Source organism: Acinetobacter sp. WCHA45 (assembly GCF_002165255.2).
Taxonomy (GTDB): Bacteria; Pseudomonadota; Gammaproteobacteria; order Pseudomonadales; family Moraxellaceae; genus Acinetobacter.
Genome location: NZ_CP028561.1, coordinates 2,602,159 through 2,617,629 on the forward strand (window position 1 = coordinate 2,602,159; position 15,471 = coordinate 2,617,629).

The 15,471-nt window shown below is 40.9% G+C and carries 14 protein-coding genes and 1 pseudogene; 5 read left to right on the forward strand and 10 right to left on the reverse strand.

Going from position 1 to position 15,471, the window contains the following annotated elements; all coding sequences use genetic code 11:
* Position 1: 1 nt before the first annotated feature.
* The 3 genes from gpmI to lptF form a co-directional block, all read right to left on the reverse strand.
* Positions 2 to 1,546 (reverse strand): 2,3-bisphosphoglycerate-independent phosphoglycerate mutase, encoded by a 1,545-nt coding sequence (gpmI, locus tag CDG55_RS13925; protein WP_087536537.1) that lies wholly within the window; start codon positions 1,544 to 1,546, stop codon positions 2 to 4.
* A gap of 120 nt (positions 1,547 to 1,666) precedes the next feature.
* The gene (gene lptG / locus CDG55_RS13930) at positions 1,667 to 2,737 is read right to left on the reverse strand and encodes an LPS export ABC transporter permease LptG (RefSeq protein WP_087536536.1); all 1,071 of its coding nucleotides are present in this window, start codon (positions 2,735 to 2,737) and stop codon (positions 1,667 to 1,669) included.
* Complete coding sequence (lptF, locus tag CDG55_RS13935) at positions 2,737 to 3,837, reverse strand: LPS export ABC transporter permease LptF (RefSeq protein ID WP_087536535.1); 1,101 nt, start codon at positions 3,835 to 3,837, stop codon at positions 2,737 to 2,739. The genes lptG and lptF overlap by 1 nt, the downstream gene beginning before the upstream one ends.
* A gap of 157 nt (positions 3,838 to 3,994) precedes the next feature.
* On the opposite strand from lptF, the gene CDG55_RS13940 reads away from it, so the two are divergent.
* Genes CDG55_RS13940 through CDG55_RS13950 form a run of 3 tightly spaced genes read left to right on the forward strand, consistent with a single transcriptional unit; the run spans position 3,995 to position 6,516 of the window.
* Positions 3,995 to 5,443 carry a leucyl aminopeptidase gene (locus CDG55_RS13940; RefSeq protein WP_087536534.1) on the forward strand — a complete coding sequence of 483 codons (1,449 nt, stop codon included), beginning with the start codon at positions 3,995 to 3,997 and terminating at the stop codon, positions 5,441 to 5,443.
* A gap of 3 nt (positions 5,444 to 5,446) precedes the next feature.
* Complete coding sequence (locus CDG55_RS13945; RefSeq protein ID WP_046738933.1) at positions 5,447 to 5,854, forward strand: DNA polymerase III subunit chi; 408 nt, start codon at positions 5,447 to 5,449, stop codon at positions 5,852 to 5,854.
* A gap of 35 nt (positions 5,855 to 5,889) precedes the next feature.
* Entirely contained in the window at positions 5,890 to 6,516 is a 627-nt protein-coding gene (locus CDG55_RS13950) for a hypothetical protein (RefSeq protein ID WP_087536533.1), read from the forward strand.
* Positions 6,517 to 6,559: 43 nt separating this feature from the next.
* Here the strand turns inward: CDG55_RS13950 and CDG55_RS13955 are convergent, their stop codons facing one another.
* The 7 genes and pseudogenes from CDG55_RS13955 to glnK all read right to left on the reverse strand — a co-directional run bounded on the left by CDG55_RS13955 (position 6,560) and on the right by glnK (position 13,361).
* Positions 6,560 to 7,219, reverse strand: coding sequence for a riboflavin synthase (locus tag CDG55_RS13955; RefSeq protein ID WP_046738931.1), 660 nt, complete (start codon positions 7,217 to 7,219; stop codon positions 6,560 to 6,562).
* Between the two features lie 150 nt (positions 7,220 to 7,369).
* Positions 7,370 to 8,208, reverse strand: a pseudogene (locus CDG55_RS13960) (MIP/aquaporin family protein).
* 341 nt (positions 8,209 to 8,549) lie between these two features.
* A complete protein-coding gene (locus tag CDG55_RS13965) occupies positions 8,550 to 9,842 on the reverse strand; it encodes a DNA adenine methylase (protein WP_004659442.1) in 1,293 nt (430 codons plus the stop codon).
* Positions 9,839 to 10,939: a bifunctional diaminohydroxyphosphoribosylaminopyrimidine deaminase/5-amino-6-(5-phosphoribosylamino)uracil reductase RibD gene (gene ribD, locus CDG55_RS13970; RefSeq protein WP_087536532.1), complete on the reverse strand. Its 1,101-nt coding sequence runs from the start codon at positions 10,937 to 10,939 to the stop codon at positions 9,839 to 9,841. The genes CDG55_RS13965 and ribD overlap by 4 nt, the downstream gene beginning before the upstream one ends.
* A gap of 12 nt (positions 10,940 to 10,951) precedes the next feature.
* Entirely contained in the window at positions 10,952 to 11,416 is a 465-nt protein-coding gene (gene nrdR, locus CDG55_RS13975) for a transcriptional regulator NrdR (protein ID WP_087536531.1), read from the reverse strand.
* A gap of 126 nt (positions 11,417 to 11,542) precedes the next feature.
* Complete coding sequence (locus tag CDG55_RS13980) at positions 11,543 to 12,955, reverse strand: ammonium transporter (protein WP_087536530.1); 1,413 nt, start codon at positions 12,953 to 12,955, stop codon at positions 11,543 to 11,545.
* A gap of 67 nt (positions 12,956 to 13,022) precedes the next feature.
* On the reverse strand, positions 13,023 to 13,361 hold the full coding sequence (gene glnK / locus CDG55_RS13985) for a P-II family nitrogen regulator (protein WP_000780326.1): 339 nt from the start codon (positions 13,359 to 13,361) through the stop codon (positions 13,023 to 13,025).
* Positions 13,362 to 13,636: 275 nt separating this feature from the next.
* On the opposite strand from glnK, the gene CDG55_RS13990 reads away from it, so the two are divergent.
* Both CDG55_RS13990 and CDG55_RS13995 read left to right on the forward strand, forming a co-directional pair.
* The gene (locus tag CDG55_RS13990) at positions 13,637 to 13,864 is read left to right on the forward strand and encodes an accessory factor UbiK family protein (RefSeq protein ID WP_087536529.1); all 228 of its coding nucleotides are present in this window, start codon (positions 13,637 to 13,639) and stop codon (positions 13,862 to 13,864) included.
* A gap of 68 nt (positions 13,865 to 13,932) precedes the next feature.
* Positions 13,933 to 15,420 (forward strand): YifB family Mg chelatase-like AAA ATPase, encoded by a 1,488-nt coding sequence (locus CDG55_RS13995; protein ID WP_087536528.1) that lies wholly within the window; start codon positions 13,933 to 13,935, stop codon positions 15,418 to 15,420.
* Positions 15,421 to 15,471 lie beyond the last annotated feature (51 nt).

Below are 15,471 nucleotides of genomic sequence, written 5' to 3' on the forward strand. Positions count from 1 at the left end.
CTTATTTTAAAGTAATTAAATTCTTGCCTTGCATGTCGGAAGGTACAGGAATATTCATCAAATGAAGTAATGTTGGTGCAACATCAGCCAATACACCACCCTCTGCAATCGTTGCTTGAGTTGGGCCCACATAAATAAATGGCACCAATTCAGTGGTATGTTGTGTATGAACTTGTCCACTGTCGTAGTCTTGCATTTGCTCTACATTACCATGATCCGCTGTAATTAACATATGACCTTTGTTTGCCATTACTGCTTCATAGACACGACCTAAACACGTATCAACAGTTTCAACCGCTTTCACTGCTGCATCAAATACACCAGTATGTCCGACCATGTCACCATTGGCGTAATTGACAACCAAAAGGTCAAACTCACCCGAATTAATAGCATCTACTAACTCATCAGTGACTTCATAAGCACTCATTTCTGGTTTTAGATCATAGGTTGCGACATTCGGAGAAGGAATCAAAATACGTTTCTCTCCTAGATATTCATCTTCACGACCACCGCTGAAGAAGAATGTCACATGCGCATATTTCTCTGTTTCAGCAATACGCAATTGGGTTTTGCCCAAACCAGATAAATATTCACCGATGGAATTTTTAAGCTCTTCTGGCATGTATGCAACTGGCGCATCAATACTTGCCTGATAGCGTGTTAGCATCACAAATTTAGATAAACTTGGAGCGACTTTACGCGTAAACCCAGTAAAATCTTTCTCAACAAAGGCACGGGTGATTTCACGCGCACGATCAGCACGGAAGTTCATGAAAACCACACTATCGCCATCTTGGATTTTGGCAATTTCACCAATACGTGTTGCTTGAACAAACTCATCATTTTCTTCTGCTGCATAGGCTTGCTCTAAACCATCTACAGCTGAGTTTACAACACGGACTGCCTCGCCTTCTGTCATTAAACGATAAGCGAGTTCAACACGATTCCAGCGGTTATCACGATCCATTGCAAAATAACGACCAATCATCGAAACGATACGACCTTGATTTGGATACTGAGCAAATAAAGCATCGAATTTTTCTAATGAAGGTTTTGCGCTACGTGGAGGGGTATCACGACCATCAAGGAAAGCGTGTAGATATACTGTTGCGCCACGTTTTAGTGCTAGCTCACACATCGCCACAATATGATCTTCATGCGAATGCACTCCACCTTGTGACAACAACCCCATGACATGAACGGCACCATTCGCTGCTTTGGCTTTTTCAACCGCATCAACTAACACTTCATGCTCAAAAAAAGCACCTGTCCGAATATCTTTAGTAATCCGTGTAAAGTCCTGATATAAAACACGACCTGCACCTAAGTTCATATGACCCACTTCAGAGTTACCCATTTGTCCATCAGGTAGGCCTACATCTTCGCCAGAACCTGAAATCAAACTATTTGGATGCTTTGCTTTCATCGCAGTCAGATTTGGTGTTTTTGCTGCTAAATATGCATTATCCTCAACTGCTTCACGATGTCCTACACCATCCATAATTACAAGAACGTGAGGAATTTTGCCAGCATTTGCATCCGTCATAATGGACTCTCTGTTTGTCTATCATTTGATCGGCATAGTTTACCGAAATTTGACAAATTTCTCCATGATCTTGCAGACGCTTTAATCAATAATGATTATCAATTCAGACCATTCAGACCTCTAACGTGCACGATAGAGCAAATAACTCCCTGCCGCAAACATCAACAGGATTGGCAGCAAGACAAACCACGCTGGAGATGGCGCATAGACCAGACTTGCATAGCCCAAAAAGTCCTGTAAATAGAAAAAGCCCAATCCTGTGAACAGTGCGATAACCAAGCGAAAACCCATCGACTGCTGACGCAATGGACCAAAAATAAATGAGCAGGCAATAAGAACCAACGTAATCAGTGCAAATGGAGACGTGACTTTTTTCCAAAAGGCTAACTCATAGGTCTTTGGAACTTGGCTATATTCTGATAAATACTGCATAAAACTAACCAATTGACTTGGAGATAAATCATCTGGGTCCAAAGTCACCATATGTACATATTTAGGTTGTAAAGCCAATCCTAATGCTTGTTGCTCGTGATCCGTTTTAATCGCATTCCCTTGAGCAAGTAAATCAACCTGATGTGATTCTTTTAAAGTCCATTGCCCATCTTTGACAAACTGCCCTTGCTCTGCAATGACAAAGGACTGCAATCGATAGTTCTGATCAAAATCAATCGCTTGAATATTACGTAATTGACCTTGGGAATTCGCATAATCAATATAGATAAAACGTTGGCCTTCACGTGACCAATAACCTTTTACCTCACCTAAAGCCGCTACGCTACGTTGTTTTTTAATGCTTTGTGCTTTTTCATTGGTATAAGGAATCACCCATTCACTCAATACAAAAGACAATACAATTAAGAGTAAAGCTGAGCGCATCACCCAACCCACTATACGCCACAAACTGATACCAACCGAACGCATGACGATCAGTTCACTATTCGATGCGAGTGCGCCTAAGCCCAAGACAGAGCCGATTAACGCTGCCACAGGTAAAATTTCATATAAATAACTCGGTGCACCCCATATCACATATAGGAAAGCTTGCCATGCATTATAAGTGGGTTTCAGCGAGCCTAACTCACCTAAGTAAGTGAATAATATTTGTAAAAAAGATAACACGAGCGTTGTGCCCAGCATCGCAAGGACTGTAGTTTTTGTCACATGTTTGGCGACTATTCGACGTGCTAACATTACAACCCCACTCGCTGAATACTTTTCTTAAGTTGTGGTGCTAACTTTTGTTTCCGTGCAAAAATTGCCGCCACAATAGCATAAATCATTAATGCGACAGGATAAGCCCAGATATCCAGTTGTTCCTTACTAATCCGCGTTTTAATCGCAATCATCAATACAATCAGGCTGGCGAAAATAAATATAGATGGAATAAGACGATAATATCGGCCTTGGCGTGGACTTACTTCAGATAACGCAACCGCAAGCATCAATCCAATAATAATCACAAATGGACCAAAGATACGCCAACCAAGCTCGCTGCGAATAACAGGGTCATCACGTCTTTCCCATAGCTTAGACATGGATAAAGCTTCAACATCATCGCTTTCAAACTTAACGTCTTTATCATTCTCTAAACGTAAGCGATAAGATTGAAATTCTGCTTGGGTATAGCGTGGCTGATTCAGATAAATTTCGTAACGGCGACCTTGAACCAAATCAACGACATTCGCTGTATCATTTGCCATTTCGACACGTGTCGCTTCTTTGGCTAAAATCATCACATCTGGTTTATCTTCACGATCGGCTTTCTGATAATAAAAAATATCTTTTAAATTTTTTCGATCTTCGGAAAGTGAACCTGCATAAATGGTATATGGCCCCGAGGAGATAAACTCCTTTGGTCGAACCAGATCAAAACCTGCTCGCACTGCTTGTGTTTGCATCAAGCTTTCGTAAGCACGAATTCCAGATGATGAACCCCAAAACATTAATATTGCTTGAACAATCAAAAAAACAAATGTCATCGGCAATAAAAGTTTGGCCAATTGATTACGGCTAACACCACTACCATTTAAAACCGCCATTTCATGGTCAACATATAGACGACCAAAAACCAGCATGAGTCCAATGAAGAAACCCAATGGCAAAATTAAAGTTAGAAACTCTGGCAAACGATAAGCAATGATACTCAGCAACACACTAGCATCTAAACGACCCTGTGCAGCTCGCCCAAAAATCTTGATTAACTGCCCACCCATAATAATTAAAGTGAGCAAAGCAGTCACAACCAAAGAGGTGGAGACCACTTGTTTGACGAGATAACGCCGAATAATCAAAGTAATGCTTCCAAAAATAGACCAATCGAGGGGTAGTGCTAGTTTACCCGAATGTTAAAAATATAAAACCTATCGCTTGTTGCGGATTGCAACCTCATATCTGAAAGTGTTTAATGGACTTATCTTTCTTTTTCGCTGCTTAGGTTCTATACAAACAATGAAATTTACCCTTCATACCGCATTCCCAACACAGTCGTCTAGTGAATCTTTGTGGATTTTGGTTGATTCAGAACAATTACAACAAAACTTAAATCGTTATCAAATCAATCATCTAGAAGATGTTTTGAATGCCACACAATTCAAAGCTGGTTTTAATGAAAATATTGCCCTGATTACCAATATCGCTGTACAAGCCAATGCACATTTACTCGGTTTAGGCAAAAGTGCTGAATTGAAAGCGACAAAATTAGCAAAACTCGCACAAACGATTATCAAATCATCACAAAATAAATTTAGACAAATCACTGTAGATCTCAGCGCATTACCAACTGATTTACATTACCTATTTGCCTTAGGTTTAACCCAAGCAGCCTATGCCTATGATGAATTTAAATCTAAAAAAAATGAGTTCATCTTAGAAACCATTAATCTAGTTGCAAATGAAACTGTACTTGATGATGCTCAATTAAAGCTCGTCCACGCAGTTCAATCTGGACAAAATTACGCTCGAGATTTAGGCAATCGCCCAGGAAATATTTGCTTCCCTGAATACCTTGCAGATCAGGCGATTGCACTTGCAGCACAATACCCTGACCTATTAAAAGTCACTATCCTGAATGAACAGCAAATGGCTGATTTAGGGATGAATGCTTTTCTTGCTGTAAGTAAAGGCTCTGATCGACCAGGCAGAATTATTACACTTGAATATCAGGCAAAAGCTGATCAAGCACCTATCGTACTTGTCGGTAAAGGTGTTACTTTTGATACAGGCGGTATTTCATTAAAACCAGGCTTAGGTATGGATGAAATGAAATTCGATATGTGTGGTGCTGCTTCAGTATTAGGTACGATGCAAGCACTTTGCGAAGCTCAACTCCCAATTCATGTTATCGGTGCGATCGCAGCAGCAGAAAATATGCCTTCAGGTCATGCAACACGCCCTGGAGATATTGTGACGACCATGAGTGGTCAAACTGTAGAAATTTTGAATACGGATGCTGAAGGCCGTTTGGTTCTATGCGACACCCTCACTTATATCAAACGTTTTAATCCTGCGCTTGTCATTGATATTGCGACACTTACAGGTGCATGTGTTGTTGCGCTAGGCAAAGTCGTCAGTGGGCTATTCTCTCCAGATGATGAACTGGTACAAGAATTACAACTTGCTGGCGAACAATCACTCGACCGTGTATGGCGTATGCCTGTGATGGAAGAATATCAAGAACTCCTTGATTCACCATTTGCCGATATTGCCAATATTGGTGGTCCTTATGGTGGTGCAATAACCGCAGCATGTTTCCTTGAACGTTTCACTCGTGATTACCGCTGGGCACATCTTGATGTGGCTGGTACAGCATGGTTATCTGGTGCAGCTAAAGGTGCAACTGGACGCCCAGTACCATTATTGATGCAGTTTTTAGCGAATCGTGTTGAAACGAATAACTAATCTATGGCACAAGTTAGTTTTTATTTGTTTGAAAACAGCGTTGAGCGGCAAGTTGAAAGTGCTTGCCGTTTATGTCGAAAAATTCTGAATCAGCACCCACAGATTTGGTGGTATTGTGTTGATTCAAATTTACAAAATGAGTTGGATAACAAGCTATGGAGTTTTGATTCAAGTAGCTTTATTGCTCATGGAATTGATCAGTTGAATAGTCCAGTGTGTATTTCAGCTGAATTACCGCCATCGAATGATTGGATTGTATTTAATTTTAACAATCATGCACTTGAACAAACTCAAGATTTTCGCCACATTATCGAAATTATTGAAAATAATGAAACTGCAAAACAGATCGGGCGAGAGAAATTTAAGATGTATCGTCGTTTAGGCATTGAGCCACGCACATTTAAATTATAGGTCTGTAAACCATAGCATCGTATAAGGAGTGTCGCGTGGCATTAAATGTAGGACAGGATTTTAAAAAGCGTTGGTTAAATACACCTGAAACGGTACGTCAGACCTATCAGGAAGATTTAGCTCGTATCTGTGATCTACTGTTACCACAAACACAAATCCAAACATGGATACAACTCGAAGAAAAAGCTCAGCTACGCTCTCAACAACGTATTGATCAAGCTTATGCACATTTAAAGGCTGAGTTAATTGAACAAGCACGCGTTCGCAAACAATTGGCTTTGGAAAAAGCTCTGGCAGAAAAACGTGCTGCCCAAGCTGCTTATGCCGCGCAACTGCAAGCAGATGAGTTAAATCAGTTCGAACAACAAACGGAAAATCTTGTTGCCCTTCGACAACACATTGATCAAGAAATTGCTCAACACACTGAACGTTATCAACCAAATCCTGAACAACCAAGTATTGATTATGCGCAGGCTCAACGTGTTCGGATTGATGACCAACAAATCTTATCTGAGCTCGAAAGTGTGCGTGTCCGACTGGAATTAGAAGCTGAAAGTATGATTGAACAAGCGGTCACAGTTTTTAGAGCAAAATTACATGCGATTGCGCAAGACGAAATAGAATACATCCTCAAAAATAGTCAATTTTCAGATGAAAAATAATAAAAAAGCCCAGTTTAAACTGGGCTTTTTTATGTTTCATTTTTTATTTTAAGAAACCGTTTTCAGCCAAAAATGCCATACTGATGTTCGACTCAGTTTTTTGTTCCGCTGCTCTATCACCCAACAATAAGCGCTCGATATAACGTGCCAGCACATCAACCTCTAAATTAACTTTTGTACCGACTTGCCATGTGCCAATATTGGTACGCTCAGCAGTATGAGGGATGAGATTCAAACTCAGAATATTGCCACGTAGATGGTTAATGGTCAGACTAATCCCATCGACAGTTACAGAACCTTTTTCAGCTAAATATTTTGCTAATTCAACAGGTGCTGTTACTTCAAAATATAATGAACGTGCGTCTTGCCGAACAACTGTAATTTCTCCAAGACCATCGACATGCCCACTCACAATATGCCCACCAAAACGAGTTGTTGGCAACATTGCTTTTTCGACATTGACTGATTGACCTACTTTCCATTGACCTAAAGTCGTTCGATTTAAGCTTTCACGAGACACATCTGCAGCATACCAATTGCTTCCCCACTCGATCACTGTGAGACAAATTCCATTCGTCGCAATTGAATCACCTAAATGCACATCAGACATATCCAAATCAGTTTGAATACGTAGACGTACGTCACCGCCTACACTTTGTAAGCTCTCAACCTTACCTAAACTTTCAATAATGCCTGTAAACATGGGAGTTCTAACCTAATCTTATGCAATATATGCCATAGTGAATCGAATACCATAAAGCAAAGCCTTAGAGATAACAAGGGACTCCAAGTTCAAATACCTGCAATAAAAAAGGCGATCCATTGATCACCTTTTATTATTTTCAATCTTAAATTACTGCATTTCAGAGACACGTTTATTGGCTCTCTGTTTAAGCTCAACCGTATTATTTAACAAGAAATGGCTAAAAAATAATTTATAACCTAATACGCCTAAGCAAGCGCCAACAATCGGTGCAAAGATAGGCACAATAAAATAAGGAATATCACGACCGCCAGTAAAAGCAATTGAACCCCAGCCCGAAAAATAGGCCACAACTTTTGGACCAAAATCGCGTGCAGGATTCATAGCAAAGCCTGTTAATGGACCAAAAGAAGCGCCAATGACAGCAACTAATAAACCCACCAAAATTGGTGCTAAAGCACCACGTGGCAAACCATTATGATCATCCCAATCGCCATGATGAGCCAAAGCAATAACATAGTGATAAACATTTCCACCATAAACGCCTGTCCAATAGACAATAAATGATGTGGATAGGTTGAGAAAATTCCAGCCAACTCCAAACTCTCTACACTCCCCCGCACCATATGGTGTGTTTGCTCATAATCCATAAATAGATTGCTATACAAACCATAGACCAGAAGTGCGCCTAAAGCAGCACCAGAAACTTGAGAAATAATATAGAAAGGAACTTTACGTTTATCGAAACCAGCAAACAGTGCTAATGCGATCGTAACAGCAGGATTGAGATGAGCTCCAGAAATACCGGCAGATAGATAAACAGCCAATGCTACAGCCAAGCCCCATACAAGGCTGATTTCCCATAGCCCTAAACTTGCTCCTGCAAGTTTAAGCGCAGCCACGACACCAATACCAAAAGATAAAAAAACTGCGGTAGCAAAAAATTCAGCTATACATTGCCCCAACAAGCTGGGTTCCGAGCGACTCATCACAACCTCTCTTGGTCAGTGCTGCGTATAGGCATGACCTGGAATAAAGCTCGGCAAAATATATTCATTTTCGAAAATGATCAATATTCTTCTGGTAGTTTTTCAACCAAATAGTAAAATATTTTTTGTAAATAAAAAAGTTTAACCCACTCAACAACTATAGATAACTTATTGTTTTTAATTAATTTAAAATTAAAAAGATGTTCAGGAAGACCCACTTAATTTCAATGATAATTCATGTAAAAACAATCATTTATTTTATAAAATTATATGTATTAACAAGAAAGTGAAAAAAATAGAAAATAGACACCACATTATCCAAAAATGGTGTCTACTTTAATTTACCAAAGTGCAAGCTGAGTACTATTGCCTGTCGTATCAACACCACCTAACTCAGCAAAATGATATAACTGCCCTAAAAGTTGTCGTAATGGCGGGCCAGACTTCGCATGAGTATCCGTAATCACAATAAACTCAAGCACACGTGCACGTTCTGATTGACGCTGTTTACTCACTCGATAACGCGGTACATCTTGAGTTAGCAAAGTCACTTTGCCGCGCTTTAAATTAGCAGTCAGCAAATCTTTAGGCTCAATATTTCCATCAGTCGAATAACTAGTCAAAATATAGCGTGCATTAATTGTTTCCAATAACTTTTCATAAGCTTCTTTGGCATATTTAGAAGAGTTATAAGGGCTTGGGCGTTCTTTACGCCATGCTCGATCAATTCCACTCTTAAAGCCTTTGGTATCAGGTGATGGTAAATCCACTTGATCCCATAAAGTCAGAGCATTTAAAACATGGTAGTTACTGCTGTAGGCATGCTGATTATAAGGTGGATCAAGATAGGCAACATCAACTTCGAAACCACTCATTTGGTTGGCTAAATGTTGTGCATCGACACACCACATTTCAGCCGCAGGTCGTTTGGGATCTCCAATCTCACAGAAACGACTCGGTGTAAGCCATATTAATGACTCGATTCGTTCTAGCGCCGTTTGAGTTCGGCCACCCCAACCCTGATGAAAGCTCTTAAATACACCACTGGTATTACTAACAAAACTTGCTGAATATAAAAGTGGTGCCAATAGAGCACTCATTTCCACATCATTGATTGCACCTTGTGCTTGCCAAGTTGCGATCTGTTGACGAATTGCATCAATACGCATCCCATTACGGCGTTTGAAAAACAAACGGTCACGAGCAGGATCATACACATCGTCATTACGTGGACAAAGATTATGTGTCACCCAGCCTTTGACTTCTGGCAATCGATTCAAATAGTCGATCGCTTTTTGATAGCCGCCTAATTCTTTAAATGCGGGTGCATCAACACAGGCTAAAATCGCATTGTTCAATGCATGGCTATACGGTTCCCAGTCATTGGCAATCACGCGATAACCATTTTGACGTGCTAAACGTGAGACCACGCCACTCCCTGCAAAGAAATCAGCAAAAATCGGTGGATTCTTTTTCTTACTATTCAGTGTGCCCGTAATCTCAAGTGCTTCCAAAATGAGATGAAGCAGTCGACGCTTATTGCCTAAATAAGGTACTAGCTGATGAAAAAGATATTCGTCAGTTGTACGTGCTGCATGACGACGCTTGTGATAAACCGATGGTTCTGGATTCATATCATCTCTTGGATAGGGAGCAATCTTAGGCGAATATCTTGCCCAAGTTGGGTTACATCGACTAAATCAAAACGCAATTGTTCTGCCATTGTACTCAATTCAGCATTGAACATTGCACGAGCAGATTGACCAAGTAAAGTCGGTGCAACATAACTGATCATTTCATCAACTAAACCCTGCTGTAAAAAAGCCGTTGATAAAGTTGCGCCTGCTTCAACCAACACATCATAAATTTGATACTGCTGAGTTAAAGTTTGCAATAATTGACTTAAGGGTTGCGGCGCCAATTGTATCACGCCTAAATCAGCAAGTTCTTGACGAAATGGTGTCATCACCATCACTGTTTCAGGATTTTTCAAAATCTTCGCTGAAAGTGGTAACTGTCCTTGGCGATCCAATACAATACGCTTCGGCTGAACCACGGTACTTAGCTCAATACCGTCCAATTCACGTACATTCAGCTCACAATCATCCGCTAAAACGGTTTGAATACCAGTAATCACAGCACCCGAAATTGCACGCCAATGTTGTACATCTTGTCTAGCGATTGCTCCAGTAATCCATTTTGATTCTCCTGAAGCCATTGCAGTACGTCCATCTAAACTAGATGCAATTTTCAAACGCACATACGGCGAACCCGTAGACATCGCTTTTAAAAAGCCCAAATTGAGCGTTTTTGCAGTTTCTACACAAATTCCTGTTTCAACTTCAATACCCGCTGCTTTTAAAATTTGAACGCCTTTTCCCGCGACTAATGGGTTAGGATCTGAACAAGCGACCACGACTTTCTTCACCTGAGCTTTAACCAATGCTTCTGCACAAGGCGGCGTTCTACCATAATGTGCACATGGTTCCAAAGTCACGTAAGCTGTCGCGCCTTTAGCATGTTCGCCCGCTTGGCGAAGTGCAAAAACTTCTGCGTGGGGTTGACCCGCTTTAGGGTGATAGCCCTCTCCAATCAGCTGCCCATCTTTGACAATAACGCAACCCACGTTAGGATTCGGCTTGGTTGAATATTGCCCTAGTCGAGCCAACTCAATTGCTTGCTGCATCCAATATTGATCTTGGGATAAATGATTTTGCGTGAACTCAGACATGATTTCTCTAACTTATGCTTCATTTTCACGTTGTTGCATTTGCTCAATCTGACGACGAAATGCTTCAACATCTTGGAAATCTTGATAAACAGAGGCAAAACGAACATAGGCTACATGATCAAGTGCAAATAAAGCCTGCATCACAATCTCACCAATGGTTCTCGACTTTACATCTCGCTCACCTAAACGGCGAATTTGTGATTGTATATCACTTAAAACCGTTTCAATTTGCTCTTGGGTTACTGGACGTTTCTGTAAAGCATGCATCAATGAGCGGCGCAATTTTGCTTCATCAAATGGTTCACTCTTGGCATCTGATTTAATGACCCGTGGCATCACCATTTCATAACTTTCAAAGGTGGTAAACCTTTCACCACAAATCGTGCATTCTCGACGACGACGGATTTGACAACCCTCAGCCGCAAGGCGAGAGTCGATGACTTTACTATCAGCAGCGTTACAAAATGGACAATGCATAGTTGTTCGATTATTTACTCACTTGCTTTAAGTGTAGCAAAGTTTCTGCAATTGCTGAACTAGCACACGAAAGGCATAAAAAAACAGCCTTATTCGGCTGTTTTTTAAACTTCAAAGAATAATGAATTATTCGATACGTTCGCCATGTTGGCTAAGGTCGAGACCCATGCGCTCATCATCAGCACTTACGCGGATACCAATCACAAGATCAATCACTTTAAGGATAATGAAAGTCACTACTGCGCTATATACCATCGTTGCGACTACACCTTCAAGTTGTACTTTTAGTTGTTCGATGATTGTTGGAGCAAGCGCAACATTAGCAGCTTTAATGATTTCATCACTGTAGAACACACCAGTAAGAATCGCACCAACGATACCACCAACTGCGTGTAGACCGAAAGCATCCAATGCATCATCTGCTTTAAGCAGACGTTTAAGTGCTGTAATACCCCAGAAGCACACTACACCACCGATTAAGCCCATGATTAATGCACCACCCACACCAACGAAACCAGCAGCAGGAGTGATTACAACCAAACCAGCAACCGCACCTGATGCACCACCAAGTACTGAAGCCTTACCACGAACTAGACGTTCAACAATCAACCAAGAGAATGCAGCAGCGGCAGCGGCAACTTGAGTTACAAGAATTGCCATACTTGCACGAGCGCCAGCACCTAAAGCACTACCACCGTTAAAGCCAAACCAACCTACCCAAATTAAGCTTGCGCCAATCACAGTGAGAGTAAGGTTGTGCGGTGCCATTGATTCGCGACCTAGACCAGCACGTTTACCCAACATGTACGCAGCCACTAAACCAGCTACACCTGCGTTGATATGTACAACTGTACCGCCTGCAAAATCTAAAGCACCAGCTTTGAATAACCAACCATCAGCAGCCCAAACCCAGTGAGTAATTGGTGCATAAACCAAGATTACCCAAACTGCAATAAACGCCATGAATGCTGAATATTTCATACGATCAGCAATCGAGCCACTAATAATTGCAACAGTGATGATGGCAAATGTCATTTGGAAAATAACAAACAAGCTTTCTGGAATAGTTCCACTTAAGGCATCAAATGCCACGCCATTTAGCATTGATTTGGCAAAGTCACCGACGTAGGCACCTGAACCAGAGAATGCAAGCGAATAACCAACGATAACCCAAATTAAGCTGACTAGAATTGCTGCAGAAAGGCTAAACATCATGGTGCTGAGTACGTTTTTCTTACGAACCATACCACCATAGAATAGAGCCAAACCAGGAATAGTCATCAACAGAACCAGTGCTGTTGAAACGAGAATCCAAGCTGTATCGCCTGTATCAACTTTTGCAACTGGTGCAGGAGCTGGAGCAGCTTCTACGGGAGCAGGAGCTTCTGCTGCTACAGTGACAGTTGATGCAGCCGCCGTATCAGACGCTGCTACAGTTTGTTCAGCAACGGGTGTTGATGCAGTATCTTCTGCCCAAACCATCGCTGAACCACCTAAGAGTGCGCCAGATAGACTGAGCGCCATAAGCATTTTTTTCATTCGTGTCCCCCAACCTTATTTTGTGAGCTATTTCTCTTAATTCTAACTCAGCAAACTTTGTGCCAATTTAGACAGCATCTGGTCCCGTTTCACCAGTACGAATACGGATGACTTGTTCCAAATTCGTGACAAAGATTTTACCGTCACCAATTTTTCCAGTGCTTGCGACACGAGTGATAGATTCAATAACCGCATCGACCATTTCATCGCTAATCGCAATTTCAATCTTTACTTTCGGTAAAAAATCAACGACATACTCTGCACCACGATACAGTTCAGTATGACCTTTTTGACGACCAAAACCTTTTACTTCAGTTACGGTAATCCCTTGAACACCAATATCAGAGAGTGCTTCACGCACATCATCGAGTTTGAATGGTTTTACAATTGCAGTTACAAGCTTCATGTGTGTTTTCCTTCGGCTTATTTTCACCAGTAAGGTTTTATGTTCAATTTTCATGCCAATATTTGAAGGTTGGGGATTTTCAAACCATCAGCAAGAGCTTTCTTTATAACCTATTTGGACGTCAAGATGTAGATATTCAATCGAAAATAAGTTTCATTTGCTCCTGTTTAACTGAATTTAGATATCGGTGGCATCAATGCGTTGAACAGGGCTATGGGATTACTACAAGCAATGGTACACTTGCCTACAAATACATATAACCTATTGAGCGCTTCATGATTGAAACTCTTTTACAAGCCATTCTTGAACAAGTTGATCAACCTAAAAAAGATTTAGAAAAAAATTTACGTGCTTTGCTCAATGAAAGCGTCGAAAAATTAGATTTAGTCTCTAAACAAGAGCTAGAGCGCCAGAAAATAGCGCTAAATTTGGCAAACCAACGCCTCGCTGCGTTACAACAGCAAATGAGCACCCTAGAAAAAATGGTGCAAGATCAAAAATAAGCACTAGTTTAGCGCAGAGATCAACAAAAATGATTAAAAATAAAGCACCATGATGGAACAATAATAAAATGTCTTTCGCAAAAATTTACACGAGGGGTTTATTAGGTTTACATGCCCCTCAAATCGAAGTTGAAGTTCATATCAGTTCAGGACTCCCCTCCTTAACCATTGTAGGTTTAGCAGAAGCCGCTGTAAGGGAAAGTAAAGATCGTGTTCGATCAGCAATTATCAACAGTGGTTTCTTGTTTCCAACCAAACGTTTAACGATTAATTTAGCACCTGCAGATCTTCCTAAAGATGGCTCCCGCCTAGATTTACCGATCGCACTAGGAATTTTAATTGCTTCAGGTCAACTTCCTGAAAATTGTACTGACGGCTTTGAATTTATTGGTGAACTTGCATTAGATGGACATTTACGCCCTGTTACTGGAATATTGCCAATTGCGATGGCTTGCCAACAAGCCCAACACCGCTTATTGGTACCTACTAATAATCTAGAAGAAGCCAATCAATTTCCGCAGTTTGAAGTTTATGCTGCCAGTCATTTACAAGATGTGTGTGCACACTTTTTGGGCACTTCTCATTTATCAACCGCACCCAAACAAGAAAATTTAACAAGTACTCACTATCAATTTGATCTTGCAGATGTCAAAGGTCAATTACGTCCCCGTCGTGCACTAGAAATAGCAGCAGCGGGTGGGCATTCTCTACTTTTCAAAGGTCCACCTGGCACAGGTAAAACATTACTGGCTTCTCGGCTACCTTCTATTTTGCCACCACTTAATGCTCAAGAAAATTTAGAAGTCGCAAGTATTTATTCGGTTGCAAATGCTCAACATACTTTTGGACAACGACCCTTCCGTGCACCACACCATACTGCGTCAGCGATTGCACTAGTTGGAGGCGGTTCACAACCTAAACCAGGCGAAATTACACTTGCACATTTAGGCGTATTATTTTTAGATGAATTACCTGAATTTGACCGTAAAGTTTTGGAAGTTCTCAGACAACCTCTAGAGTCGAAAGAGATCGTCATCTCCCGTGCGGCAAGACAAATGACATTTCCAGCGAATTTTCAATTTATTGCAGCAATGAATCCATGTCCTTGTGGCTACGCATTTAATCAAGATAGCCGCTGCCAGTGCTCAGTAGAAAATATTCAACGCTATCAAAATCGTATCTCAGGTCCATTATTAGATCGTATTGATTTACATATTGATGTACCACCTTTGCAGACCAAAGAACTACAAGATCAAAGTCCGACAGAAAGTTCTACAATTGTGCGGCAACGCGTGATGAAAGCTTATGATAAACAAATGTTAAGACAGCAATGTTTGAATCAGGCACTTTCTCCAAATTTACTAGAACAATATGCTCAATTAGATGAAAATTCAGCCAAAATCATCGAAATGGCTCAACAGCGACTTAATCTCTCAGCACGCGCCTATCATCGTGTACTTCGTGTTGCACGAACCATAGCCGACTTAGCTGAAAGCGATATCATTTTAACAACCCATTTAACAGAAGCCTTGTCTTATCGGGGTCATTCAACTTAAAACCAGACCATAAAAAAGCGACCTTATAGGTCGCTTTGGTTTTTATTGTTC